The 26785-nt window shown below is 69.6% G+C and carries 19 protein-coding genes; 16 read left to right on the forward strand and 3 right to left on the reverse strand.

Going from position 1 to position 26785, the window contains the following annotated elements; genetic code table 11:
- The first annotated feature begins 157 nt into the window (after positions 1–157).
- From ACCD11_RS25155 to ACCD11_RS25210, 12 genes are all read left to right on the forward strand, one after another.
- The gene (locus ACCD11_RS25155) at positions 158–6181 is read left to right on the forward strand and encodes an alpha-2-macroglobulin family protein (RefSeq protein WP_413315908.1); all 6024 of its coding nucleotides are present in this window, start codon (positions 158–160) and stop codon (positions 6179–6181) included.
- Between the two features lie 657 nt (positions 6182–6838).
- Entirely contained in the window at positions 6839–8023 is a 1185-nt protein-coding gene (locus ACCD11_RS25160) for an HlyD family efflux transporter periplasmic adaptor subunit (RefSeq protein WP_237726054.1), read from the forward strand.
- 37 nt (positions 8024–8060) lie between these two features.
- Complete coding sequence (locus tag ACCD11_RS25165; RefSeq protein ID WP_413315910.1) at positions 8061–9374, forward strand: hypothetical protein; 1314 nt, start codon at positions 8061–8063, stop codon at positions 9372–9374.
- On the forward strand, positions 9362–12763 hold the full coding sequence (locus tag ACCD11_RS25170; protein WP_413315912.1) for an efflux transporter outer membrane subunit: 3402 nt from the start codon (positions 9362–9364) through the stop codon (positions 12761–12763). Before ACCD11_RS25165 ends, ACCD11_RS25170 begins: the two co-directional genes overlap by 13 nt.
- Positions 12764–12857: 94 nt before the next feature.
- Positions 12858–13226, forward strand: a complete 369-nt coding sequence (locus tag ACCD11_RS25175; RefSeq protein ID WP_007830431.1) for a nuclear transport factor 2 family protein — start codon at positions 12858–12860, stop codon at positions 13224–13226.
- Between the two features lie 88 nt (positions 13227–13314).
- Positions 13315–14232, forward strand: a complete 918-nt coding sequence (locus tag ACCD11_RS25180; RefSeq protein ID WP_413315913.1) for a LysR family transcriptional regulator — start codon at positions 13315–13317, stop codon at positions 14230–14232.
- A gap of 144 nt (positions 14233–14376) precedes the next feature.
- Positions 14377–15072 carry a hypothetical protein gene (locus ACCD11_RS25185; protein WP_413315915.1) on the forward strand — a complete coding sequence of 232 codons (696 nt, stop codon included), beginning with the start codon at positions 14377–14379 and terminating at the stop codon, positions 15070–15072.
- 51 nt (positions 15073–15123) lie between these two features.
- Positions 15124–16452: an MFS transporter gene (locus ACCD11_RS25190; RefSeq protein ID WP_413315917.1), complete on the forward strand. Its 1329-nt coding sequence runs from the start codon at positions 15124–15126 to the stop codon at positions 16450–16452.
- A gap of 3 nt (positions 16453–16455) precedes the next feature.
- Positions 16456–17190 carry a DUF2848 domain-containing protein gene (locus ACCD11_RS25195; protein ID WP_007830427.1) on the forward strand — a complete coding sequence of 245 codons (735 nt, stop codon included), beginning with the start codon at positions 16456–16458 and terminating at the stop codon, positions 17188–17190.
- Complete coding sequence (locus tag ACCD11_RS25200; protein WP_007830426.1) at positions 17187–18578, forward strand: amidase; 1392 nt, start codon at positions 17187–17189, stop codon at positions 18576–18578. Before ACCD11_RS25195 ends, ACCD11_RS25200 begins: the two co-directional genes overlap by 4 nt.
- A 31-nt stretch (positions 18579–18609) precedes the next feature.
- On the forward strand, positions 18610–18888 hold the full coding sequence (locus ACCD11_RS25205) for a DUF2277 domain-containing protein (RefSeq protein ID WP_413315919.1): 279 nt from the start codon (positions 18610–18612) through the stop codon (positions 18886–18888).
- A gap of 54 nt (positions 18889–18942) precedes the next feature.
- On the forward strand, positions 18943–19569 hold the full coding sequence (locus ACCD11_RS25210; RefSeq protein ID WP_007830424.1) for a LysE family translocator: 627 nt from the start codon (positions 18943–18945) through the stop codon (positions 19567–19569).
- Between the two features lie 67 nt (positions 19570–19636).
- Here the strand turns inward: ACCD11_RS25210 and ACCD11_RS25215 are convergent, their stop codons facing one another.
- Positions 19637–19843 (reverse strand): thrombospondin type 3 repeat-containing protein, encoded by a 207-nt coding sequence (locus ACCD11_RS25215; protein ID WP_007830422.1) that lies wholly within the window; start codon positions 19841–19843, stop codon positions 19637–19639.
- Positions 19844–20107: 264 nt separating this feature from the next.
- On the opposite strand from ACCD11_RS25215, the gene pbpC reads away from it, so the two are divergent.
- The 3 genes from pbpC (at position 20108) to ACCD11_RS25230 (ending at position 24476) form a co-directional block, all read left to right on the forward strand.
- A complete protein-coding gene (gene pbpC / locus ACCD11_RS25220) occupies positions 20108–22360 on the forward strand; it encodes a penicillin-binding protein 1C (RefSeq protein WP_413315920.1) in 2253 nt (750 codons plus the stop codon).
- 143 nt (positions 22361–22503) lie between these two features.
- A complete protein-coding gene (locus tag ACCD11_RS25225; RefSeq protein ID WP_413315921.1) occupies positions 22504–23187 on the forward strand; it encodes a FadR/GntR family transcriptional regulator in 684 nt (227 codons plus the stop codon).
- Positions 23184–24476, forward strand: coding sequence for a CynX/NimT family MFS transporter (locus tag ACCD11_RS25230; protein ID WP_007830416.1), 1293 nt, complete (start codon positions 23184–23186; stop codon positions 24474–24476). The genes ACCD11_RS25225 and ACCD11_RS25230 overlap by 4 nt, the downstream gene beginning before the upstream one ends.
- Before the next feature lie 6 nt (positions 24477–24482).
- On the opposite strand, the gene ACCD11_RS25235 is transcribed toward ACCD11_RS25230, so the two are convergent.
- Positions 24483–25250: a hypothetical protein gene (locus tag ACCD11_RS25235; protein ID WP_413315923.1), complete on the reverse strand. Its 768-nt coding sequence runs from the start codon at positions 25248–25250 to the stop codon at positions 24483–24485.
- Positions 25251–25326: 76 nt separating this feature from the next.
- Here ACCD11_RS25235 and ACCD11_RS25240 point away from each other — a divergent pair, with 76 nt between their 5' ends.
- Positions 25327–25959, forward strand: coding sequence for an ATP-binding cassette domain-containing protein (locus tag ACCD11_RS25240; RefSeq protein WP_413315925.1), 633 nt, complete (start codon positions 25327–25329; stop codon positions 25957–25959).
- A gap of 9 nt (positions 25960–25968) precedes the next feature.
- Here the strand turns inward: ACCD11_RS25240 and ACCD11_RS25245 are convergent.
- A partial coding sequence (locus ACCD11_RS25245) for an oxidoreductase (RefSeq protein ID WP_413315927.1) occupies positions 25969–26785 on the reverse strand: 817 nt, incomplete at its 5' end.

Raw genomic sequence — 26785 nt, forward strand, 5'->3', positions numbered from 1 at the left:
CCGCGCGGCGCACGCACGACGGCCCCGATTGTAAGAAGACCGGCGTAAAGCCCGCCGCGCCCGGCGATCAAGCCAACGGCTTATGACTGTTGGCACTCCCGAACCGTCGTGCAAATCGGCTACGCTGCGCGCTGCCTTCAGGTGGAGATACAAAAAAGTGAATCGTTTCTTTCCAACATTGCTCCTGGCTGGCGGTGTCCTCGCGGCCGCCCCGGGCTTTGCCCTCCAGATCACCAGCCTCACGCCCCAGGGCGAAGTCGCCCGCGTGCGCCAGGTCGTCGCCAAGTTCGACCAGGCGGCCGTCAACTTCGGCGACCCCAAGGCCCCTGCCCCGCTTGCGGTGAGTTGCACCGACGCGCAGGCCGCCAAGGGTACCGGCCGCTGGACCGACGCCAAGGCCTGGGTCTACGACTTCGAGAACGACCTGCCACCCGGCGTGCGCTGCACGGTCACCCGCATTCCCACCTTCAAGCCCGCGTCCGGCGAACTCACCGGACCCGAGCGCTACCAGTTCAACACCGGCGGCCCGTTCGTGCGCAACTACATGCCGGGCAGCTACAGCCGCATCGACGAGCAGCAGATGTTCATGCTGGAGCTCAACGGCGCGGCCACGCTCGACAGCGTGCGCCAGAACGTCTGGTGCGCGGCCGACGGCGTGGGCGAGCGCATTCCGGTCAAGCTGCTCGATGGCGATCAGCGCGCCGGCCTGCTCAAGGCCTTCGGCCGCGACAAGGCGGCAGAGAAAGACCCGCTGCGCTTCGTCACGATGCAATGCAACCGCACGCTGACGCCCGGTGCGAAGGTGCAGATCGTCTATGGCAAGGGCGTGGCCACGCCCTCGGGCGTGCCCAACAACGTGGAACGCCGCTTCGACTTCCAGGTGCGCGAGCCCTTCGCCGTGTCGTTCACCTGCGAGCGCGAGAACGCGCAGGCCGGCTGCCTGCCGCTGCGCCCGATGCAGCTGACCTTCAACGCGCCGGTCACGCGCAAACTGGCTTCGCAGATCGAGCTCAAGGGCAAGGGTGAGACCGTCAAGGCCCAGATCGAAGGCAGCACGCAGAGCGACGATGACGTGGTCAACGGCGTGTACTTCGGCCCCCCGCTGGCCGAGAGCGCGCAGTTCAGCATCGAGCTGCCCTCGAAGTTCGAGGACGCCTCGGGCCGCCCGCTGGCCTCGCCCGGCAGCTTTCCGCTGAAGGTGGCGACCGGCGCGATGCCGCCGCTGGCCAAGTTCGCCGCCTCGCCCTTCGGCGTGGTCGAGCGCCTGGCCGAGCCCGACACCCCGGCCATGATGCCGGTCACCGTGCGCCGCGTGGAGCCGAAGCTGATGGTGAATGCCCTCACGCCCGGCAAGGTGAGCGACATGAACCCGAAGACCGACGCGGAAATCATCGCGTGGTTCCGCAAGGTGCGCCGCTACGACAGCTTCACCATCTCGCGCGAACAGGCCCGCAAGGACGTGAAGGGCCCGCTGCCCCCGGTCATCGACAAGGACGACCGCACCTCGCTGCAGACCCGCATGCTGTCGCTGCTGGCGGGCCAGTCGGGCGTGAAGGCGCTGGACATGCCCAAGTCGGACAGCGGCGATCCGCGCCCCTTCGAGGTCATCGGCATCCCGCTGACGCCGGGCTTCCACGTGCTCGAAATCGCCTCGCAGAAGCTGGGTGAGGCACTGCTCGACGAGCGCTACAACGCCGGGCGCACGATGTACGTGCGCACCACCGCGCTGGCCACCAACCTGGCGGTGCACTTCAAGCTGGGCCGCGAGAACTCGATGGCCTGGGTCACCACGCTGGACAAGGGCAAGGTCGTGGCCGGCGCCGATGTGCGTGTGTCGGGCTGCGACGGCAAGGCCGTGGCCACCGGCACCACCGATGCCAACGGCGTCGTCATGCTCAATGGCATCTCGCCGCAGGCGCCGTCGTGCAACGGTCCGAACGAATACGACACGGCGGCCTGGTTCGTCAGCGCCCGCGCCAAGGACGACAAGGGCGTGGAAGATCTCGCCTTCACCTGGAGCGACTGGCAGCGCGGCATCGAGCCCTGGCGCTTCAACGTGCCGACCAGCATGCAGGCCGAGGCCGACCGCGTCGCCCACACCATCTTCGACCGCACGCTGCTGCGCGCCGGCGAGACGGTGTCGATGAAGAGCCTTATCCGCACGCAGACCAGCAAGGGCTTCGGCCTGCCCGAGAACCGGCCCGACACGCTGGTCATCACCCACGTGGGCAGTGGCCAGCGCTTCACGCAGCCGCTGAAATGGCGCAAGACCGCCACCGGCGGCCTGAGCGCGGAGAACACATTCCCCATTCCGCCGGCCGCCAAGCTCGGCGTGTACGAGGTGATGCTGCGCACCGGCGGCGGCAAGGACGCCAACGGCGAGGGCGAAAGCGATGGCGACGAAGGCTACGGCCGCAGCTTCTCCACCGGCATGTTCCGCGTCGAGGAGTTCCGCCTGCCCGTGCTCGAAGGCCGCATCGCGCCCACCGACAAGAAGCCGCTGGTGGCCGCCACCAGCGTGCCCACCGACGTGCAGATCAACTACGTGGCCGGCGGCGGCGCCGCCAACCTGCCGGTGCGCGTGTCGGCCATGGTGCGCGGCAAGAGCCTGAGCTTCTCCGACTACGACGCCTTCAGCTTCAACCCGCCGCGCGCAGCGCAGGGGGACGGCAGCGAGGCCGCCACCGCAGTCAGCGCCGCGGCCGAGGCCGGCTCGGGCGAGGAAGACCTCAACAGCGTGAACGACACGCGCGTGATCGCCGACAAGCTGCCCCTCACGCTGAACAAGGACGGCGCCGGCAAGGTCACCATCGACAAGGTGCCGAAAGTGAAGGCCGCGCGCGAGCTGCTGCTCGAAGCCACGTACGCCGACCCGAACGGCGAGGTGCAGACCATCCGCAGCACGCAGACGCTGTGGCCCGCCTCCGTCATCGCCGGCATCAAGACCGAAGGCTGGGTTTCGACCAGCCAGAAGCTGAAGTTCCAGGCGCTGGCGCTCGACCTCTCGGGCAAGCCCCAGGCCAACGTCACGCTCAACGTGCGCGCCGTGGCGCGCATCACCACCACCAGCCGCAAGCGCATGGTGGGCGGCTTCTACACCTACGACAACAAGACCGAGACCAAGGACATCGGCACCGTCTGCAGCGGCAAGAGCGACGCGCGCGGCCTGCTGCTGTGCGAGTCGGAGCTGAAGGAAGCCGGCGAAGTCGAACTCATCGCCAGCGCCACCGACGGCGAAGGCCGCGACGCCAAGGCGGTGAGCTCCGTCTACGTGACGAAGCAGGGCGAGCTCTGGTTCGGCGGCGAGGACAACGACCGCATCGACGTGCTGCCCGAGAAGAAGAGCTACCAGCCCGGCGAAGTCGCCAAGTTCCAGGTGCGCAGCCCGTTCCGCTTCGCGACCGCGCTGGTCGCGGTGGAACGCGAAGGCATCATCGAGACGCACGTGGTGCAGCTCGACGGCAAGGACCCGACCGTCACCCTGCAGGTCAAGCCCGAGTGGGGCCCGAACGCCTACGTGAGCGTGCTCGCGCTGCGCGGCCGGCTGCGCGAGGTGCCGTGGTACAGCTTCTTCACATGGGGCTTCAAGTCGCCGCGCGAGTGGTGGACGGCCTTCTGGTACGAAGGCAAGGAATACGTGGCGCCGACCGCCATGGTCGACCTGAGCAAGCCCGCCTACCGCCTCGGCATGGCCGAGATCCGCGTCGGCACGCGCGCCCACCAGCTCGACGTGACCGTCACGAGCGACAAGCCCAGCTACCCGATCCGCAGCAAGGCGCAGGTCACCATCAGCGCCAAGCTGCCCGACGGCAAGCCGGCCGCCGGCGCCGAAGTGGCGCTGGCCGCGGTCGACCAGGCCCTGCTGGAGCTGATGCCCAACGACAGCTGGAACCTGCTCAACGCCATGCTGCAGCGACGCAGCTGGGGCGTGAGCACCTCCACCGCGCAGATGGAAATCGTCGGCCGGCGCCACTACGGGCGCAAGGCCGTGCCCGCGGGCGGCGGCGGCGGCAAGGGCCAGACGCGCGAACTGCTCGACACCCTGCTGGTGTGGAACCCGAAGGTGGTGCTCGATGCCAACGGCCAGGCCGTGGTGACGGTGCCGCTGAACGACGCGCTCACCACCTTCAAGATCGTGGCGGTGGCCGATTCGGGCGCCAGCCTGTTCGGCACCGGCCAGGCCAGCATCCAGGCCACGCAGGATTTGCAGATCATCAGCGGCCTGCCGCCGCTGGTGCGCGAGGACGACCAGTTCCGCGCGCAGATCACCTTGCGCAACACCACGCAGAAGCCGATGAAGGTCGAGGCCACGCCGCGCGCCACCCTGCTCACGCTGGAGACGCAGACCGTGGACATCCCGGCCGGCGAAGCACGCGAGGTGGCCTGGACCGTGACCGCGCCCGCGCAGCTCGCGCAGACGCGCGCCGAAGCCATCCTGTGGGAGATCGAGGCCAAGGACACCATCGGCGGCGCGCGCGACGCGCTCAAGGTGCGCCAGCGCATCATCCCGTCGGTGCCGCTCACGGTGCAGCAGGCCACGCTGGTGCAGCTCGATGGCCCCTTCACGCTCGACGTGGCGCCGCCCGCCGACGCCCTGCCCGGCCGCGGCGGCCTGAAGATGTCATTGCAGCCCAAACTGGCCGAAGGCCTGCCGGGCGTGCGCGACTGGTTCGCAAACTATCCCTTCATTTGCCTCGAGCAGAAGACCAGCAAGTCGGTCGGCCTGCGCGACGCGAAGATGTGGCAGGGCGTGCTGGCCCAGCTGCCGACGTACCTCGACAGCGACGGCCTGGCCAACTACTTCCCGCCGCGCGACGGCGAAGCGAACCGCGGCAGCGACATCCTCACCTCGTACCTGCTCGCGGCGACGAACGAGGCCGCGCAGCTCAACCCCGCCTTCGCGCTCGCCGACGACGTGCGCGCGCCGATGGAGTCGGGCCTGATCGCCTTCGTCGAAGGCCGCATCACGCGCGAGTTCTGGAGCCCGCGCAAGGACCTCGACGTGCGCAAGCTCGCCGCGCTCGAAGCGCTCTCGCGCTACGGCAAGGCCAAGGGCAGCATGCTCGGCAGCATCACCATCGCGCCGAACCAGTGGCCCACCGGCGCGGTGATCGACTGGCTCAACATCCTCAAGCGCGTGAACGACGTGCCGCAGCGCCAGCAGCGCCTGGACGAGGCCAACAACGTGCTCAAGGCGCGCCTGTCGTACCAGGGCACCAAGCTGATCTTCAGCACCGAGCAGGACGACTACTGGTGGTGGCTGATGACCAACGGCGACGTCAACACCGCCCGCCTGCTGCTCAGCGTGATGGACGACCCGGCCTGGAAGGACGACATCGGCAAGCTTGCCAACGGCTTCATCGGCCGCCAGCAGAACGGCGCCTGGCACACCACCACCGCCAACCTGTGGGGTGGGCTGGCGCTAGAGAAGTTCAGCAAGGTGTTCGAGAGCACCCCGGTGACCGGCGTCACCGCCGCCACGCTCGGCGCGGTGAAGGCGCAGGTCGACTGGAGCAAGGTCGAACGCGTGAAGACCAGCGACGCGGCTGGTGCGCCCAACCAGACCACCTTCTTCGGCGCGCCCGCCTCGCCGGGCAACCTGAAGAACAACACGATGTTCCTGCCGTGGGCTGCATCGCCGTCGGGTGCACCCGTGCGCGACACGCTGCTGGTCACGCAACAGGGCACCGGCAAGCCGTGGCTCACGCTGCAGTCGATCGCGGCCGTGCAGCTGAAGGCGCCGTTCGCGGCCGGCTATGCGCTCAAGAAGACCATCACGCCGGTCGAGCAGGCCGTGGCCGGCAAGTACACGCGCGGCGACGTGCTGCGCGTGAGCATCGAGGTCAACGCCAGCACCGACATGACCTGGGTCGTCATCAGCGACCCGATCCCCGGCGGCGCCACCATCCTCGGCAGCGGCCTGGGTCGCGATTCGCAGATCGCCACGCAAGGCGAGAAGAAGAGCGGCTCCGGCTGGCCCGCATTCGAGGAGCGCAGCTTCGAGGCCTTCCGCAGCTACTACGAGTACCTGCCCAAGGGCGTCGTGAAGATGGAATACACGGTGCGCCTGAACAACGTCGGCGACTTCGCATTGCCCCCGAGCCGCGTCGAGGCGATGTACGCGCCCGAGATGTTCGGCGAGACGCCGAATGCGCGGGTGAAGGTGGAAGCGGCGAAGTAGCGGCCCACCGCGCTTCTTCTCCAGCGTCCTTACCTCGTCGACCCGGCCGGCTCCGCACCCCGCGGCGCATCCGGCTGTTTCGCCCCGGCCGCGGGCGAGCGCAGCGCGGGGGGATCGGCGAGCGGCGCAACCTGGCCAGGTTGTGCGGCCGCGGTCAGCATCGTTACTGAATACCCCGCCGGTTCGCCTCCCGCCATCCCGCATGGCGGAAGAACAAGGGCCGCCCATCGGCGTCTTTAGGCGCCGCCACCCCGCGCATTCCCTTGAGAAGCCCGGCCCCGCCTCGGCCGGCATGCCTGTGCGCCTTTTGATCGTCAACGGCGCGCAATCCGACGCCTTTGTAGGACTTTGGCCTGACTCGCGCTGTGGTTGAAATGTGCAGTTTGCACACTTTGTTTCGCCTCGACGCAGCCCAAATCCGGGTTTTGCCCTACCTTTATATTGCACTGCAGCATGCCACGTGAGGGCCGCGGGCAGTCTCTTCAATCCCATGGATGTACGCCGACGTTCCGGCGTGCGCCGTCGCCACGAGAGGTTGGTATGCATGTCTCGAAAACCGGTTCGTTCCGTCCTTCCCGCGCCCTAAGGCGCAATGCCCGCGCCTCGGCACGCCGACCTTCCGGCTCGTCCGGCCGCCACCGGCAGCGGGGCGCTTTCGTGCCCAAGCTCGCGGGCTACGGGCTGCTCGCGTTCGTGCTGTGGCTGATGGTCGAGACGCTGATCCAGCCGCTGCTGTCCTCGCAGGCCACCCGGGCCGTGTTGCAGGCGCCGGTAGGGCTGATCACCTCGCCGATCAACGGCGTGGTCACCCGGATGGTGGTCCACACGCGCGATGCGGTCGAAGCCGGCACCGTCGTGGCCACGGTACGCAATCCGACCGTCAGCCAGGAATTACTGACCACCCTGAGATCGCAGCACCTCGCGCTGCAGAGCCAGCTTGCGCAGCTGGGCAACCAGTTCAAGGCCGACAGCCAGGAAATGAAGTTCGTCGGCCATGAGGCCAATGTCCATCGCGAGGCCTCGCTGGCCCAGGCCTGGGAGGCCTGGCAGATCGCCCAGCGCCAGCGCGACGTGGCGCAGAGCGTGGTGGAGGAGCAGGAGAACAAGGTCCGCACCAACCAGGCGCTGCTGGAACAGGGGGCGATCAGCGAGCAGGTGATGAACGCGTCGGAGGCCCAGCTGAACACGGCACGTGCCAACGCCGCGGTGGCGGCACAGGCCTTCGCCGGGCAGGCCCAGACGGTGGCGAGCGCCGGACAGGGCGCCTTCGTGGGAACAGGCGGCAACAGCCTGTTCCAGACGCTGGAGAGCCGGCGCGGCGTGCTGCGCAACAGTGTCGACCGTGCCCGGCAGGACGGCACCGCCATCCTCCAGCAACTCAAGCAGGTGGCGGCGCTCGAGGAAGAGGAGCGCCAGCGGGTGGAGAAACTGTCCTCCTACGAGATCAAGGCCACCCAGCCGGGACAGGTCCACACCGTGCTGGCGCCCGAAGGCGCGTACGTCACGGCGGGACAGTCGCTGGTGCGCGTCACCGATTGCAGCCGGCTGGGCGTGGTGGCGGTGTTTCCGGCCCGGCTGGCCAAGCGGCTGAGCATCGGTTCGGTGCTTGACGTGAAGGTCGGCCAGGCCGTCGCATCGGTGCCGGCGCGCGTGGAGCAATTGCTGCCGGTGGCATCGGACGCGCTGCAGAGCACCTACAGCGTGCCCTTCCCCTTTGCCGAGCAGGGCTCCATCTACGCCGTGGCGCGCATCGACAGCAACGAGCCGCCGAAGGCGCAGTCCGCTGGCGAGAGCAACCTGTGCGCGCCCGGCAAGGTGGTCTCGGCCAGCCTCAGGTCCTGAGTACAGGCAATGAACTGCCCTGCATCGAAAGACAAGCATGCGTTTTTCCCCCCGCGGCCTGGCCCTGGCGCATTGCGCGGCCGCCCTGGCGGCGCTGGCCTCGCCGCCGACGCTCGCCGAGCAACCCGGTGCCACGCAGCAGCGGCTCGCACAGCAAAGCTGTGAGGGGTTGCGACGGGCGGTGGCCGAAGACCAGAAGGGCGCTGCGTCCGGCCCGCTCTTCCTTGCCAGCTACAGGCTCGCCGCAGGCGGCCAGGGCACGCCACCGCTGGAACCCGCGCTGGCGGGCGCAGCCTTCACCTACGACAACGCACTGGCCGGCATCGCGCTGCTGGCATGCGGCGACGCGGGCTCGGCCAGGCGCATCGGCGACGCGATCGTCCGCGCGCTCGAGCGCGACCCGAACGTGGCCGACGGGCGCGTGCGCAACGCCTATCGCGCCGGGCCGATGACCGAGGACAAGGCCGCGCTGCCGGGCTACTGGGATGCGGGCAAAAAGCAATGGATCGCCGACGCCTACCAGGTGAGCACCGCGACGGGCAACGTGGCATGGGCCGCACTGCTGCTGTTGAACCTGAACCAGGCCGAACCGTCGCCAGCCTATCTGGCGAGCGCGCGCAAGCTGCTCGGCTGGATCGAGCAGCGCACGCGCGCCCGGAACGCCCCCGACGGCTACAACGGCGGCTGGTACGGCTGGGACAACAAGCAGCGCCCCCAGACCTGGAAGTCGACCGAGCACAACATCGATATCGCGGTGGTCGCTGCGTGGGCGGCGCGCGCCGGCGGGCAAGGCGAGGCCGAGACCCAGCAGGCGCGCACCGCGCTCGATTTCGTGACCCGCATGTGGAACCCGTCCGAGCAGCGCTTCAACATCGGCACCAAGGAAGACGGCGCCACCATCGCCACCGAAGGCTCCGGGCTCGATGCCCAGCTCTGGCCGCTGCTGGCGGCTACCGACCGTTCCTGCGGCTGGATGCGGGGGCTCGAATGGGTGGAGAAGAACCATCGTTTCGGCGAAGGCTACGGCTTCTCGCGCAGCCCCGACGGCATCTGGACCGAAGGCAGCGCGCAGGTCGCCGCCACGCTGGTGGCCCGCAAGGGCGCGGCGCCCGAAGCGCTGTGGCGCCTGCTGGCGTCGCAACGCGCCGACAACGGCCTGTACTACGCCACCCCCGCTCCCCGCATCTCCACCGGGCTGGCCATCGGGCCCGACTCGGCGGGCGCCGACTTCTTCTACTACCACTGGCCGCACCTGGGCGCCACTGCGTGGATCGCATTGGCCGCCACCGGCTTCAACCCATTCACCGGCAAGACCGCCGCAACCGGAGCCAATCCATCATGTCCCACCTGATCGCCACGCCGGAGTTCCAGCTCAATGCCCTCGTGGCGGGGCTCGCGCTTCTCCTGATGACGTGGGGCCGCGTCGAGCGCATCGGCCACCGCGCGTTGTTCGGGGCACTCACCGCCCTGCTGCTGATGCGCTACGCCGTCTGGCGCGTGGTGGCGACCATGCCGCCCTCGGACCTCGGCTTCGAGACCCTGTTCGCCTGGGTCTTCCTGGTCTTCGAGCTGACGGCCATCGTCTACACGCTGATGTCCATCCACATGCTGCTGCGGCGGCGCGACAACCACGGGCTGGCCGATCGCGGCGAGGCCGCGCTGCGCGGACGCGGCGAGCAGGTGCCGGCACTGGACGTGTTCATCTGCACGTACAACGAGGAGCTGGACGTGCTCGAGAAAACCATCATCGCCGCCCAGGCCATCGACTACCCGCAACTGGAGGTCTGGGTGTTGGACGACACCCGCCGCGACTGGCTGCGCGACTACTGCGAGCGCCGGGGCGTGCACTACGCGCGGCGGCCCGACAACAGCCACGCCAAGGCCGGCAACCTCAACAACGGCCTGCGCCTGTCGGCGGAGGTGACCAACGCGCCTTTCATCCTGGTGCTCGACGCGGACTTCGCGCCGCAGCGCCAGATCGCCTACCGCATGCTGGGCCTGTTCGACGATCCCAAGGTGGGCCTGGTGCAGACGCCGCAGTTCTATTACAACGCCGACCCCATCCAGCACAACCTGCGCGCCACCAACAGCTGGGTCGACGAGCAGCGCGTGTTCTTCGACGTGCTGCAGCCCGCGAAGGATGCCGTGGACTCGGCCTTCTGCGTGGGCACTTCGTTCATCGTGCGACGCGACCTGATCACGGCCGCGGGCGGCTTCCCCGTCGGCAGCGTCTGCGAGGACATCCACACCACCTACCTGCTGCTGCGCCATGGCCACATCACGCGCTGGCTGGGCGAACGGCTTTCGCACGGCCTGTCGGCCGAGAGCATCGTCGACTACATCAACCAGCGCAGCCGCTGGTGCCTCGGCACGGTGCAGCTTGCGCTGCTGCCCCAGGGACCCTTGCGCGGCAAGGGCTACAGCCTGTCGGCGCGGCTGCATTTCCTGCACGGGCTCCTGCACTGGCTGGGCAAGCCATTCATGGCGATGATCATGGTGGCGCCGGCGTTGTACTGGTATGCCGGCGTCTCGGTCTTCCACGCGGCGCCGCAGGCCTTCGCAGCCTACGGGTTGCCGCCGCTCGTGATGTTCTGGGCCTACAGCTACTGGATCAGCCAGCGGCGCTGCCTGCCCGTGTTCAGCGAGGTGAGCCAGCTCGTGGCGGCGATGGCCGTCACCAGCACGCTGCTCGCCGCGATGCTGAAGCCCTTCGGCCACCCCTTCAAGGTGACCGCCAAGGGCCTGGACCGCTCCAAGACGGTGGTGCACTGGAAGCTGGTCGCCGTGTTCGGCGGGCTGCTCGTCGCACTGCAGGGCGGCGGTGCATCGGCCGTCATGAGCGGCGCTGCGCTCACGCCGGGCGACCAGCTCAATCTGGTGTGGACCGGCATCGCGCTCATCCTGTGCCTCGGCGCGCTCATCGCCTGCGTCGACCTGCCGCGGCCCGACCAGGAAGAGCGCTTCCCCTGGCGCGCCGCGACGCGGGTCCGCACGGCGACGGGCGAAGGCGATTCGCGCTTCGTCAATATCGCCGTGGACGGGGCGCTGCTCGAAGGCGGCGCCCTGCTGAAACGCTTGCGCGTGGGGCAGGCCCTGGAGGTCTACGTCGATGCGGTGGGCTGGCTGCCCGCGCTCGTCGCCGGTCGCAGGCGCACCAGCGCGGAGCTGCGCTTCGCCGGCACCGAGACGCAGCGCGAGCAACTGGTGAGCCATGTCTTCAACGTGCTGCCGAGCCACGTCGCGGTGCAGGTGCGCCCGTGGGGGGCGGCTTCGGCGCTGCTCGCGAGTGCGGGGTTCCGTGCGCCTGGCGCCGGCTTCGTGCGCCTGTTCCTGCGGCTGTCGCTGCTCGTCCTGGCGGCCGGCCTCCTGCTGGTGGTGAGCGGCTGCAACCTCACGCCGCCGCTCAAGCAGCCCGACCTGGCGGTGCCTTCCAGCTGGCCCGCCGGCCAAGCGGTGCCGGCATCGGAGCCCGCGGACTGGCGCAGCTTCGTGCGGGACGATGAACTGCGCGGCCTGATCGCCACTGCCCTGAACCAGAACCGCGACCTGCGCGTCTATGCGGCCCGTGCGCGCGAAGCCCGCGCGGCCTACGCGGGCAGCCGCGCCTCGCTGTTCCCGCAGATCGGGCTGTCGAGCCATGCACAGCGCGCCCAGACCACTGCGCAGGGTTCACTCAGCCCGGTGGGGAACGTGCCGTCCGACGGGCGGATCTCGAACAGCTTCGACGTGCAGGCCGGCGTCACGTCGTACGAGCTCGACTTCTTCGGCCGCCAGCAGAGCACCGCCCAGCAAAGCGGCTCCCTCGCCGAGGCCGGCGACAAGGACTACGCCGCAGCCCGCATGAGCCTGGTGGGCGAAGTGACCAATGCGTATCTCACGCTGCGCGCCGACCGCGCCCAGCTCGCCCTGGCCAGTGCCAACGAGGCCTCGCTGTCTTCCAACGCCGACATGATCGGCCGCGCCAAGACCGCGGGCGGTGCGGCGCAGCTGGACGTCTTCCGCGCGCAGTCGCTGCTGCAGAACGCCCGCGTGCGGCAGGAGGAATACCGCATGCGCGTTGCCCAGGACCTGCAGGGGCTCAACGTGCTGGTGGGCCAGCCCGTGTCGCCGGACACCGGCGCCGCGCGCCCCTGGCCCGAACAGTCGACGGAATCCGTGGCGGCGGGCCTGCCGTCCAGCCTGCTGCAGCGCCGGCCCGACCTTCTCGCGGCCTATGCCCGCGTCGAGGCTGCGAACTCGGGCGTCGGCGCGGCCAAGGCGGCCATGCTGCCGACCATCTCGCTGACGGCCCTTGCGGGCGGCGTCAGCGGCGAGCTGTCGACGCTGCTGAGCAGCGGCAGCCGGAGCTGGGCCGGCGTGCTCGGCGTGTCGCTGCCTCTGTTCGACTGGGGACGCCGCTCGGCCAACATCACGGGCAGCGAAGAGCGGCTTGCGGCAGCGATGGCCTCGTACGAATCCGCCGCGCAAGTGGCCTTCCGCGAAACCGCCAATGCGCTGATCGCCAGCGACCACCTGCGCCCGCAGCTGCAGGCGCAGCAGTCCCGCGTGCAGGCGCTGGAAAACGTGGCCCGCATCTCGCGCACGCGCTTTCGCAGCGGCCTGGAAGACTACTTCTCCAGCCAGGATGCGCAGCGCGAGCTCTATTCCGAGCAGCAGCAGCTGATCGAGCTGCAGCTCAAGGAAGCCGTGAACATGGTCAACCTCTACAAGGCCCTGGGTGGGGGGTGGAGCAGCACCTGAAGCGAGCCGGCCCCTGCTGAAGACACGCACACGCATGTAGCTTCGGCAGGCACACCGGCCTACACTCGCGCCTCGATCAGTGCAGGAGAAACGCATGGACACCCTGGAGATCGCCAACAAGCTCGTGGCGCTGTGCAAGGAAGGTAAATACGAGGATGCCAAGGTGCTCTACGCACCCGAGGCCGTGAGCGTCGAGGCCGGTGCGCCGCCCGGCCAGGCGCGCGAAGCGGCCGGCCTTGCGGCCATCAAGGCCAAGGGCGATTGGTGGGTCGCCAACCACGAGGTGCATTCCGCGCAGGTCGCAGGCCCGTGGCCGCATGGCGACCGCTTCATTGTCGGCTTCCGCTTCGACGTGACCATGAAGTCCAACGGCCACCGCTTCACGATGGAAGAGATGGCGCTCTACACCGTCAGGGACGGGAAGATCGTGCGGGAAGAGTTCTTCTACGACACCGGCGAATAAGCGCCGGCAGCCTTGCGCACGCAGGCACAAGTAGGAAGCAAGTTCTCCTGTGGGCGCGATGCGGGCAGAATGCCCCGCAGGTGCCCTCATGAACACAAGATTTGTCGAAGCCTTCCTCTGGGCCGCCCGGCTCGGCAGCTTCCGCGCGGCGAGCGACCGGCTCCACATCACGCAAGCGGCGGTGTCCAACCGCGTCGCCTCGCTCGAAGAAGACATCGGCGCGCGCCTGTTCGAGCGCGACGCGCGCGAACTGCGGCTCACGCCCGTTGGCGTGCGGCTGATGGACTACGGCGAGCGCCTGCTGGAGCTGCGGCGCGAGATCGTCTCGCTCGGCCGGCCGCGGGAAGACATCCTCGGGCTGGTGCGCATCGGCGCCATCGAGACCGTGGTCCACACCTGGCTGCTGGGCTTTCTCACCAACCTGCGCTCCACCTATCCGGGCATCGAGGTGCAGCTCACCTCCGAGACCACTCTGGCGCTGCATCGCGGCCTGCGCGAGGGCGCGCTCGACATCGCGCTGCAGACCGACCACATCGCCGGCGCGGGCATCGTGAGCACGCCCTGCCTGCCGATGCCCATGGGCTGGGTGGGCGCGCCCGGTGCGGAGCCCGTGCAGACCGTCGAGCAGCTCCTGCGCCAGCCCGTGCTCACGATGAGCCCCGGCTCGCAGCCGCACGAGGCGTTGAAGAACCTGTTCCGCGCGGCGGGCATTCCGCTGGGCAAGGTGCACTGCGTGAGCTCGATCTCGGCGCTGGCGCGGCTGGTGAAGGCGGGCTTCGGCAACGCGCTGGTGCCGCTGCCGCCGTGCTATGAATACGTGGCCATCGGCGACGTGAAGATCATCGAGTGCGACGCGCTCATCTCACCCCAGCGCATCGTGGTGAGCCACCTGGAAGCCGCCGACTCCGACGCCATCCGGCTCGTGGCCGAACTGGCCTGCCGGGCCTCCGACCAGTTCACCACCTCGGCTGTCGCACCAACCTGGAGCACGGCCACAGAGGATTAACCCTCGAAATGGCGCATTTCGGCCCCGAAAAGGGGCCAGTAATTCTTGTGGCTGTCGCCCAGAAAAACTCGTTTGTGACAGCCCGACCACGCGGCGGAAGATCGCGCCTTCATTTTTTCGAAGGCCCGCTCCTCTTTCGCCGTCATGACCCCCCCTGACTCCCTTTCTTCCGCAACGGCAGCAGCAACAGCAGCAGTGAACGGCCTGCTGTTCGTCGCCTCCGACGTCGAGCCCGCCGACGAGGCCGACTTCAACCGCTGGTACGACCAGGAGCATGTGGAAGAGCGCGTGCGCATTCCCGGCTTTCTCTCGGGCGCGCGCTACTTCTCGCTCGAAGGCGGCCGCAAGTACCTGGGGCTGTACCGCACCGAGTCGCTGGCGGTGTTCGGCTCGCCCGGCTACCGCGCCGCATTCGAGAAGCAGACGCCGTGGTCGGTCTCCAACCTCGACCGCATGCGCCAGCCGATGCGCCGCGTGTGCGCCGTGCGTGCCGTCACCGGCTTCGGCAGCGGCAGCCACGTGGCCGTGCTCCCCCTGGCGCCCGCCGCCGATGCCGAAGCCCAGGTGGCAGCCGCCGCCAGCACCGGCGCGCAGCTACGCAAGGCGCAGGCAGGCTTCGTGCAGTCGTACCTGCTCGTGCCCGATGCTGCGCTCAGCACGCCGCTGCCGCGCGAATCCACCGAAGGCCGCGTGCTGCAGTCGCTGTTGGTGATCGAGACCAGCAGCGAAGGCGCGGCCCGCGCCGCGCGCGCCACGGCTGCCGCCGCATTCGACGCCGATCCGGCCAGCGGCTGGCTGCTCACGCTCGGCTGGAAGCTGACTGCAGCAGAGCTGGCCTGAAACAGCAGGCACCTGTCCCCTACACATCCCCTCACCGAACAAAGGCATCCAATGACCGAACATGTTCTTCCCGCCGCGGCTTCCGTGGCACCCGGGCAGGCCGCGCCGGCCTCCGCGAAGATGGGCCGGCTGGCCATGGCCAGCTCCATCGGCACCACGCTGGAGTGGTACGACTTCACCGTCTACAACATCATGGCGGCGCTGGTCTTCAACGCGGTGTTCTTCCCCTCGTTCGACCCGCTCACCGGCACCATCCTCGCGTTCTCGACCTACGCGGTCGGCTACATCTCGCGCCCGCTGGGCGGCGTGGTGTTCGGCCACCTCGGCGACCGGTTGGGCCGGCGCTTCGTGCTGGTGGCCACGCTGGTCATCATGGGCGTGTCCACCGGCCTGATGGGCCTGCTGCCCACCTATGCGAACTGGGGCATCTGGGCACCCGTCGCGCTGGTGGCGCTGCGCTTCGTGCAGGGCGTGGCGCTCGGCGGCGAATGGGCCGGCGCGGTGCTGCTGTCGATGGAGCACGGCAAGCCCGACGAGCGCGGCCGCAATGCCTCGTTCACGCAGGTGGGGCCCTCGTGCGGCACGCTGATCGGCACCGGCTTCATCGCCATCGTGTCGGCCTGGCTGAGCCCTGAGGACTTCCAGAGCTGGGGCTGGCGCATTCCCTTCATCTCCAGCGTCGCGCTGGTGCTGTTCGGCCTGTGGCTGCGCCGGGGCGTGGACGAGACGCCCGTCTTCCGCGAGATGGAAGAGAAGAAGGCCACCGCCAAGACGCCCATCAAGGAAGTGCTCACGCAGCACTGGCGCCGCCTGCTGGTGGCCGGCGGCTCGCGCATCGGCTCCGACGTGCTGTATGCGCTGGTGGTGGTGTTCACGCTGACCTACGTGACGACGGTGCTGCATCTGTCACGCCCGCTGGCGCTCACCGCCACGATGATCGGCGCCGCCTGCAACGCGATCGCGGTGCCGTGGTTCGGCAGCCTCTCCGACCGCATCGGCCGCCGCCCGGTCTACATCGCCGGCGCGCTGCTGGGCATGGTCTGGGCCTTCGTGTTCTTCGTGCTGATGGACAGTGGGCACCCGGTCGCGATCTGCGCGGCGGTGGTGGTGGGCCTGCTGATCCACGCGATGATGTACGGCCCGCAGGCCGCCTTCGTCACCGAGCAGTTCCCCGGCCGCGTGCGCTACGCGGGCGCCTCGCTGGCCTACACGCTGGCCGGCATCGTGGGCGGCGGCTTCGCGCCGCTGATCATCGCGAGCCTGTTCAAGTCGTGGGGCAGCACGGTGGCCGTGTCGTTCTACGTCGTGGCCGCGCTGGGCGTGACGCTGATCGCCCTGGTGGTGGCGCGCGAAACCGCCAAGCGCCCGCTGGAGAGCTGACCGATGACGACGAGCAACACGAATTCCCGCCTGCGCTTCGCCTGCGAGAGCATCGCCGACGATGGCACGCGCTCCACCGCCTTGCACCTCGTCGCGCCGCGCGCGCTGGTGGTAGCGGGCTGGACCGGGCGCGACATCGCCGCCATCGAGCACCACATCGAGGAGCTGGCCGCGCTCGGCGTGCCGCGTCCTTCGAGCGTGCCGCTGTACTACCGCGTGGCAGCCCAGCTGCTGACGCAATCGCCCACCATCGAAGCGCTGGGCGACCAGAGCTCCGGCGAGGCCGAGCCGGTGCTCTTCTTCTCGCAGGGCGAGTGGTGGCTGAGCGTGGCCTCGGACCACACCGACCGGCAGGTCGAGAGCTACTCGGTGGCGGTGTCGAAGCAGATGTGCGCCAAGCCCGTGGCCGAGACCGCATGGCGCTGGCGCGACGTGCAGGCGCACCAGGACACGCTGGAGCTGCGCTCGCGCATCCTGGAGGACGGCCGTTGGGTCGACTACCAGCGCGGCACGCTTGCATCCATCCGACCGCTGGCGGGCCTGCGCGACGGCATGCCCGGCGCCGATGCGGTTCCCGAGGGCCTCTTCATGACCTGCGGCACACTGGGCGCGCTGCCCAACGCCAAGGGCGAAGGCATCCGGCCCGCGACGCAGATGGAGATCGAGCTGCACGACCCGAAGCTGCAGCGCCGCATCGTGCATCGCTACGCGGTGGAAGCATTGCCGGTGGTGGCATGACGATGAAGAACGGCAACACCATCACGGCGCTGCGCGAGCGCATCGCGCGCGGCGAGCTGTCGCACGAGGCGCTGATCGACGAGGTGCTCGAAGCGGCTGAACAGCCTGCTGCACAGCATGTCTTCACGCGCCTTTACGCCGACGCAGCCCGCGCCGCCGCGCGCCATGCCGATGCGGCGCGCAAGGCCGGCGTCGAGACCGCCCCGCTCGCCGGGCTGCCGGTGTCGGTGAAAGACTTGTACGACGTGGCCGGCGAAACCACCATGGCGGGCTCCGCCGTCTGCGCGGGCGAAGCGCCGGCGGCGCACGACGCGACCGCCGTGGCGCGGCTGCGCGCACAGGGTGCGGCCATCGTCGGCAAGACCAACATGACGGAGTTCGCGTTTTCCGGCGTGGGCATCAACCCGCACTACGGCACGCCGCGCAACCCGGCCGATGCGCAGACGCCGCGCATTCCGGGCGGTTCGTCGTCCGGCGCTGCAGTGTCGGTCGCGCTCGGGCTCGCGGTGGCTGGGCTGGGCTCGGACACGGGCGGCTCGATCCGCATCCCCGCCGCGCTGTGCGGCCTGGTCGGCTTCAAGAGCACGCAGTCGCGCGTGCCGCGCACGGGCGCCTTCGAGCTCGCGCGCTCGCTCGACACGGTGTGCGCCATGGCACGCAGCGTGGAAGACTGCCTGATCGCCGATGCCGCCATTGCCGACGCGCCGCTCGCGGTGCGCCGCCGTCCGCTGCAGGGCATGCGCCTGGCCGTTCCGCGCACGCTGATGTTCGACGACATCGAGCCCGCGGTGGCGCGCGCCTTCGACCGCGCGCTGCAGGCGCTCTCGGCGGCGGGTGCGCAGATCGTGGACATCACGCTGGCCGAACTCGCCGAGATCGCGACCGTCAACGCGCCCGGCGGCTTCTCTCCGGTCGAGGCCTCTGCGGTGCATCGCGAGCGCTTCGCCGCAAAGCGCAGCGGCTTCGATTCGCGCGTGGCCGCCCGCATCGCGCTCGGCACTGAAGTACGCGCCGCCGACTACATCGCCATGCAAGACCGCCGGCGCGACTGGATTGGCCGCGTCGAACGCGCCATCGAAGGCTTCGACGCCCTCGTGTGTCCGACCGTGCCCATCGTCGCGCCGCCCATCGATGCGCTGGCGGAAGACGCGGCCTTCTTCAAGGCCAACGGCCTGCTGCTGCGCAACACCTTCGCGATCAACCTGCTTGACGGCTGCGCCTTCAGCCTGCCATGCCATGCGCCGGGCGAACTGCCGGTGGGGCTGATGCTGGCGTCGGTGCACGGCGACGATGCGCGGCTGGCGGCGGCGGCGCTGGCTGCCGAGCCCGTGCTGCGCCACATCGATGGCATCTACTACGACTCTCACGCCATGGCCCTCCTTCGCTAGACTGGATGGCGTCGTCGAATGGAGAGCACCCATGTGCCGCAGCATCAAGACCCTCTACAACTTCGAGCCGCCCGCCACCGAGCAGGAAATTCGTGCCGCGGCGCTGCAATTCGTGCGCAAGCTCAGCGGCTTCAGCGTGCCGTCCAAGGCCAATGAGGAAGCCTTCGGGCGCGCGGTCGATGAAGTGGCCGCCACCGCGGCTCGGCTGATCGAATCGCTGGTCACCACGGCCGAGCCGCGCGACCGGGGCGTCGAGGCCGAACGCGCCAAGGCCCGCGCGGCCCTGCGCTTCGGCAACAGCCCTGCATGATAGAAGACAAGCGACAGCCTCCATCCAACCAACAGCCACACAGGAACACAACCCATGCCTATCGAACTCTGGCTCGCTTTCGTCGCGGCCTCCGCCGTCATGCTGGTCATTCCGGGGCCGACCATCCTCACTGTCATCAGCTATTCGATGTCGCACGGGCGCCGTGCCAACGTGCCGCTGGTGGCGGCCGTGGCGCTCGGCGACTCGACCGCTCTGGTGGTGTCGCTGCTGGGGCTGGGTGCGCTGCTGGCCACCTCGGCCTTCTGGTTCACGGTAGTCAAGTGGGTGGGCGGGCTGTACCTGCTGTACCTCGGCATCAAGCTGCTGCGCGCGGGCATCTCGTCCACCGAAATCGCCGCGCCGGCCGCGCCCGCCTCGCGGCTGCGCCTGTTCGCCAACACCTACCTGGTGACGGCGCTGAACCCGAAGGGCATCGTGTTCTTCGTGGCCTTCCTGCCGCAGTTCATCAGCCCCGCGGCCAATGTCACGTACCAGTTGTGGGTGCTGGCCGTCACCTTCGTCGTGATGGCAGCGACCAATGCCACGCTCTATGCGGTGTTCGCGGGCTCGGCGCGCAGGCTGCTGTCGTCGCCGCGCGCGCAGCGGCGCTTCAACTTCGCGGGTGGCTCGCTGCTGGGCGCGGCCGGCATCTGGGCGCTGATGGCGCGCCGGCCGGGCTGAGCGGCCCGCGCGTGCTCATGAAAAAGGCCGCGAAGCGCCATGCCTTCGCGGCCTTTGCCTGCGGCAGTCAGTAGCGGTACGGATTGTTCGGGGCGCGGTCGTAGCGATTGGGCACGCCGTCGTTGTCGCGGTCCCTGTCGTAGCGGTTCGGCACGCCGTCGCGGTCGCGGTCGCCGTAGTAGTGGCCGCGCGGCGGCGGGCGGTCGTAAGGCGCGACCACGCAGCCGGCCAGGATGGCCGACGCAGCCAGCAGGATCGCCAATGTCTTCGTCATGTGAGTTCTCCTTGGAGTGTTTGTGGAACCGGGCTTCGCCTCCTGCGAGCCGGTACCGCATTGAAGGCCACGCCGGTACGCATCGGGTTTCTCCATTGAAGCGCTTGCGTGAAGTTGGTTACCGGATGTGGAACATGGCGAGAACTTTGGGCCGAAGTCTTCATGCCCGCAAGGCGGCAAGCCGCCCGTCGCGGGGTAGGCGCCGTTCCCGTGGTGCATCGCAGAGAATGTCGGCGCCCACGCTTCCGGACACCGACCTTTTCGATGCAATCCGCGCCCCTCTTCGTTCCCGTCCGCAAGGCCCTCGCCGCAGCCCTGCTGGCGGCGGCCTGCGTCCATCCGGCCTGGGCCCTCGTGAGCTTCGAAGAAGTGAAGCGCGACTTCCGCTCGTCCGACACCGAGGTGCTCGACCGCAACGGCGAGTTGCTGCAGCGCGTGCGCACCGATCCCACCGTGCGGCGCGGCCGGTGGACCGCGCTGGCCGACGTGTCGCCCGCGCTGCGCACCGCCATGGTGCTGAGCGAGGACAAGCGCTTCTACGAACACAGCGGCATCGACTGGCGCGCGGTCTCGGCCGCGGCCTGGGCCAACGTGTGGAACACGCGCACGCGCGGAGCCTCGACCATCACGATGCAGCTGTCGGGCCTGCTCGACGACGACCTGCGCCGCGCCTCTGGCGGACGCAGCTTCACGCAGAAGATCGGCCAGACGGTGGCGGCCGCGCAGCTGGAGCGCAACTGGCGCAAGGACCAGATCCTCGAGGCCTACCTCAACACCGTGCCGTTCCGCGGCGAGATCGTGGGCATCGATGCGCTCTCGCGCACGCTGTTCGGCAAGGCACCGAGCGGGCTCGATGCGCGCGAGGCCGCCGTGGCCTCGGCGCTGGTGCGCGCGCCGAATGCAAAGCCTGCCGCGGTGGCGCAGCGCGCCTGCGAGGTGCTGCGCGCGATGGAGCCGCAGCAGAAGGTCGACTGCGAGGCACTCGACATGTTCACGAGCGCAGCGGTGCAGCGGCGCGCCTTCGAGACGAACGAAGGGATTGCGCCGCATGCGGCTCGGCGCGTGCTGCGCGAGATTCGGGATGCGAATGCGGTGGCAGCCCCCACCCCGGCCCTCCCCCAGAGGGGGAGGGGGAAAGACAGCAAGGAAACCGGTGTGCGCACCACGCTGCGCGCGCCGCTGCAGCGCTTTGCGCTGGACACGCTGCAGCGCCACCTGCGCGAACTGCGCGAGCGCCACGTGGAAGACGGCGCGCTCGTCGTGCTTGACAACACGACCGGCGAGGTGCTTGCCTGGGTCGGCTCCTCCGGCCCGCTGAGCCAGGCGGCCGAGGTCGATGGCGTGACCGCGCTGCGGCAGCCCGGCTCCACGCTCAAGCCGCTGCTCTATGGCCAGGCGATTGCCGAGCGTCGCATCACCGCGGCCTCGCTGATCGAAGACTCGTCGGCGCAGATCAGCACCGCCAGCGGCCTCTACATTCCGCAGAACTACGACCGCCGTTTCAAGGGCCCGGTGTCGGCGCGCACCGCGCTGGCCGCCTCGCTCAACGTGCCGGCCGTGCGCACGCTGGTGATGGTGTCGCCCGAAGCCTTCGCGCGCGAGCTGCGCGCCGCCGGCCTGCCACTGCGCGAGAGCGGCGACTACTACGGCTACAGCCTCGCGCTCGGCAGCGCCGAGGTGTCGCTGCTGTCGCTCACCAACGCCTACCGCATGCTGGCCAACGGCGGGCGCTACGGCACGACGACGCTGACCATGCGGCCACCCGTCCCGGCCGAAAGATCGAAGCCGCCGATGCTCGACCCGCGCGCCGCCTTCATCGTCGGCGACATCCTCTCCGACCCCAACGCGCGCACCCGCACCTTCGGCCTCGACAGCATCCTTTCCACCCGCTTCTGGACCGCCGTGAAGACCGGCACCAGCAAGGACATGCGCGACAACTGGGCCGTGGGCTGGTCGCAGCGCTACACGGTGGGCGTGTGGGTCGGCAACGCCAGCGGCGAATCGATGTGGGACGTGAGCGGCACCAGCGGCGCCGCGCCGGTGTGGGCCGAGGTGATGCGCTTCCTGCACGCGCGCGAGCCCAGCCGCGCGCCCGCGCCGCCGCCCGGCCTCGTCGAAGCGCGCGTGAGCTTCGGCAACGGCGCCGACGGCAACCCGCTCGAAGCGGCACGCAGCGAGTGGTTCCTGCAGGGCACCGAGCAGACGCTGTTCGCGCTCGACGCCGGCATGGCGACCGACGCCGCCTCGGCGCGCATCACCGCGCCGGCCGACGGCACCATCATCGCGCTCGACCCCGACATCCCGCCGCAGCGCCAGCGCGTGCGCTTCGACTCCGAAGGTCGCGGCGTGCAGTGGCGCATCGACGGCAAGCCCTTCGAGCGCGGCAACAGCGTGCAGTGGTTTCCCTGGCCGGGGCGCCACGTGATCGAGCTGGTGGACGCCGGCGGCAAGGTGGTCGACCAGCGCCGGCTCGAAGTGCGCGGCGCCGGCGTGGTGACGAAAAGCGCGCGCCGGTAAAGACCTCGGGCGACGCGCTTCGGGGCGCGAAGAGAGGGCCGGCGCTTGGTAAAGATGCTGTCCAGGCCAACCACCACATGTACAGTCCGGGCTTTGTTTGGCGGCAAAATTCGTCCAATCATTGAATGACCCAGGTCCTCCCGATGCTTGCCCAAGCCCCCCGAACCTCCCTGGCGGACACCGCCGCCGACAGCATCCGCGCCGAGATCTCTGCCGGCCGCTGGGCCGTCGGCTCCCGCATCCCCATCGAGCCTCAGCTCGCGCAATTGCTGGGCGTGAGCCGCGGCACGGTGCGCGAGGCGGTCAAGACGCTGGTGTCGCGCGGGCTGCTCGAAGTGCGGCAAGGCTCCGGCACCTATGTTCGTTCGGGCTTCGACCCCTCGTCCAGCCTGCAGAAGCTGCGCCTGGCCAGCCTGCGCGACCAGTTCGAAGTGCGCCGCGCGCTCGAGGTGGAAGCCGCCCGGCTCGCCGCGGTGCGCCACACCTCGCGCGACCTGCGCCGCCTCCACACCCTGCTCGACAAGCGCGGCGTGCCCGACGCCAACGACAACGGTGCGAGCTTCATCGAGCGCGATCTCGCCTTTCACCTCGCCATCGTCGACGTATCGGGCAACCTCGCGCTGGCCGAAACCTGCCGCTTCATCACGGGCTACATCAAGGAAACGATCGCGAGCTCGATGGGCGGCACCGACCTGCCCGAGCCCGACGACGCCGCACACCGCGCGATCGTCGAAGGCATTGCCAGCCGCGACCCCGACGTGGCCGCCGCGGCGGTGCGCGCCTTCATGGCGCCGATGATCAACGCGCTGGCGCTGGGCACGCGATGACCTCGCTCACGCTCGCCCCAGGCCACACCACGGCCGACGACCTGCTGATCGACGCCGAAGTCGACAGCCAACCCGCCCCGCGCCCCACGCCCGCGCCCACCCTCGCGCGCCGCATCCTGCTCGCCGCCAGCGTGGTGCTGATCGCCTTCAACCTGCGCCCGGTGTTCGCCAGCCTCTCGGTGGTGCTGCCGGAGATCATCAAGGCCACCGGGCTCTCGGCCACGGCCGCGAGCCTGCTGACCACGCTGCCGATCGTCTGCCTCGGTGTGTTCGCGCCGCTCGCGCCTGGGCTGGGCCGCCGCTTCGGCACCGAGCGCACGCTGCTCGCGTGCATGGTGCTGATCCTGGCCGGCACGGTGCTGCGCGGCACCGGCAGCATCCCGCTGCTGTTCCTCGCCTCGGCTATCGCGGGCAGCGGCATCGCGGTGTCGAACGTGCTGCTGTCGGGCCTCGTGAAGCGCGACTTCGCGAAGCAGGCCGCGCTGATGATGGGCCTCTACACCATGGCCGTGTGCGGCGGCGCGGCCAGCGCCGCAGGCCTGACGGTGCCCATCGAGCACGCGCTGGGCGGCGGCTGGACCATGGCGCTCGCGATGTGGGCGCTGCCGGCCGCGCTGGTCACGCTGATCTGGGCGCCGCAGGCGCTGCCGCTGAAGCCGGTGGCGAGCGAATCGGGCTTCACGGTGCGCGGCCTGTGGCGCGACAGGCTGGCCTGGCAGGTCACTTTCTTCATGGGCCTGCAGTCCGCGCTCGCCTACATCGTGATGGGCTGGCTCGCGCCGATATTGCGCGAGCGCGGGCTCGGCAGCGAAACGGCCGGCTACGTGGTGTCGCTGTCGGTCATGACGCAGGTGGTGACCTGCCTCGTGGTGCCCGCGCTGGCGGTGAAGCTGCGCAACCAGCGCGGCCTGGCGGTCGCGCTGGCACTCCTCACGGTGGGCGCGATGCTGGCGATGCTGTTCGCTCCGCTCGGCGGTGTGGGCGGCGTGTGGGCCTGGGCCGTGCTGCTGGGCATTGCGCAGGGCGGCACCTTCGCGCTGGCGCTCACGATGATCGTGCTGCGCTCGCCCGATTCGCACGTGGCCGCGCATCTCTCGGGCATGGCGCAGGGCGTGGGCTACATGGTGGCCGCCTTCGGGCCGCTGGTGGCCGGGCTGCTGCACGGCTGGACGGGGAGCTTCCGCGCCTCGTCGTGGCTGTTCATCGGGCTGGGCGTGGCGCTCGTGGCCGCGGGGCTGGGCGCGGGCCGCACGATGCATGTGGGCGCGACGACCGTGCCCAGTCGCTGAACAGCCTCATTGCGGGCCGCCGCAGAAATCCGCGCGCTCGGTGGTCTTCGCGGTGAAGCGGATGCGCGTGGTGGTCGCGGCGCTCTGCGGCTCGTTCTGCGGCCACTTGCTCTGCAGCCAGGTGTACTGCCACTCGTAGGGCGCGCCCGGCTTCGCGGCCTCGCCGTAGGCGATGCGCAGACTGCCGTTGCTCTCGTCGTGGCAGTGCTTCGAGGTCTTGTATTCCTTCTCGCTGAAGCAGGCGCGGATCATCTTGAAGCACGAGAACGGAATGTCCTCATGCACCGCCTTGCCGCCTTCCAGCGGCACGAAGTCCGCGGTGTCGAACGAGGCGCCGCCGCCGGAGTACATCTCCGACACGGTCTGCAGCACTGCCACGGCCCATTTGCCTTCGGCCAGCGGATAGAGCGCGGGCGCGAGCGACAGGCGCGCCTCGGGCTGCTCGGCGCCGCTGTCTTTCTTCAGGGACTGCGCGTAGCCCGAGAAATCGTGGAGGCGGTCGAGCTGCCAGCCCGCCGCATCGGTGCTGCGTTTGATGCGCGCCATGGCCAGCGGCTCGGCCGACAGCACCACGTAGTCGCCGGGCGCGGCGCCGCGCGGGCGGTACAGGCCGAGTTGCTGCACGTCGCAGGGCTGCGGCAGCAGGGCGCACAGGCGCGCGCGCCATTGCGCATCGAGTGATTCGGGTTTTTTCACGGCGTCGAACACCTGGGCCGAGGGCGCGGCGAGCACGGGGACGGCGAACGACAGAGTAAGCAGCAGCAGCTTTTTCATGGAGCCGAATGGTAGCCATGGCCCGGGGGCGCCGGGCGGGTTTCGTACGCGCCGCTTGATAAAGTCGGGCGCGACCATGAAACCATCCTCTCCCCTCCTCCAGATCGATGCGCTGCGGTTTGCCTATCCCGATCAGCCCGCGCTGGTGTCGAACTGGAACGCATCCGTCGGCCCGGGCGTGACGCTGCTGTATGGCGACACCGGCTCGGGCAAGTCGGCGCTGCTGCAGGTGATCGCGGGCACGCTGCCCGCATCCGGCCGGCTGACGCTGGCGGGCGCGAGCCTCGACGCCGTGCCGGAGGCGTACCGCCGCCAGGTGTTCTTCGTCGATCCCCTGACCGACCGCTTCGACCAGCTCAGCGCGCGCGAATGCACGGCTTCGCTCGTCGAGGGCGACGCGGGCTTCGACGAGGCGAAGTGGCAGGCCATCGCCGACGGCTTCTCGCTGGCCCCGCATCTGGACAAGAAGATGTTCATGCTCTCAACCGGCTCCAAGCGCAAGGTGTGGATGGCTGCCGGGCTGGCATCGGGCCGGCCGCTCGTCCTGCTCGACGAGCCGACGGCCGGCCTGGACATGCCCTCGACGCGATGCCTGTGGGCCACGCTCTCGGGCTTCGCGGCGCAGGCGAGGCAGGCGGTGATCGTGGCCAGCGCGGCGCGCATCGACACCGTGCCGCTGGCGGCCACCATCGAACTGCCGCTGGCCTGACGCCAGCCTTCAGGCGGCTGTGTCGAAGTCGGTGCTGCGGCTCACGGCTTCCCAGGCTTCCATTTCCTTGAGCATCGCCTGCGCATGGGCCCGCACCGCGTCGACCGAATCGCCGCCCAGTTGCAGCCGCAGCGGCGTGTGCTGGGCCTCCAGCGCCTTGGCGATGGCCGCCGCGGCCTTGCGCGGATCGCCGGCCTGCGTGTTGTGCATGCTGTGCGCGAACTCGCGCGTGGCGCCCACCACCGGCTGGTAGGCCTCGATCACCGGCATGTGGCGCATGCCGCTGCCCGCGAGCTGCGTGCGGAACTGGCCCGGCTCGACGATCAGCACCTTGATGCCGAAGGGGGCGACCTCCTGCGCCAGCGCTTCCGAGGCGCCTTCCAGCGCGAACTTGGAGGCTGAATACGCGCTGAAGCCCGCGAACGACAGCTGCCCGCCAAGGCTCGATATGTTCACGATGGCGCCCGACTTCTGCGCACGCAGCACCGGCAGAGCGGCACGCGTGACGGCCATGGCACCGAAGAAGTTGGTGTTCATCAGCGCGCGCAGATCGGCGTCGGAGGTTTCCTCGAGCGCGCCGACCACGCCGTAGCCCGCGTTGTTGACCAGCACGTCGATGCGGCCGAAGCGGGCCACCGCAGCTTCGACGGCGGCTTCGGCGGCGCCGGCCACGTCCACGTCGAGCGGCGTGGCCAGCACGCGTTCGGGCGCCAGCGCCACGAGGTCGGCGAGGCGGCCGGCATCGCGGGCGGTGGCGACCACGTTGTGGCCCCGCGCGAGCGCGTGCTCGGCGAAGGCGTGGCCGAAGCCGGAGGCGGCGCCGGTG

The sequence above is a fragment of the Variovorax sp. Varisp36 genome, from assembly GCF_047304235.1.
Classification (GTDB): domain Bacteria; phylum Pseudomonadota; class Gammaproteobacteria; order Burkholderiales; family Burkholderiaceae_C; genus Variovorax.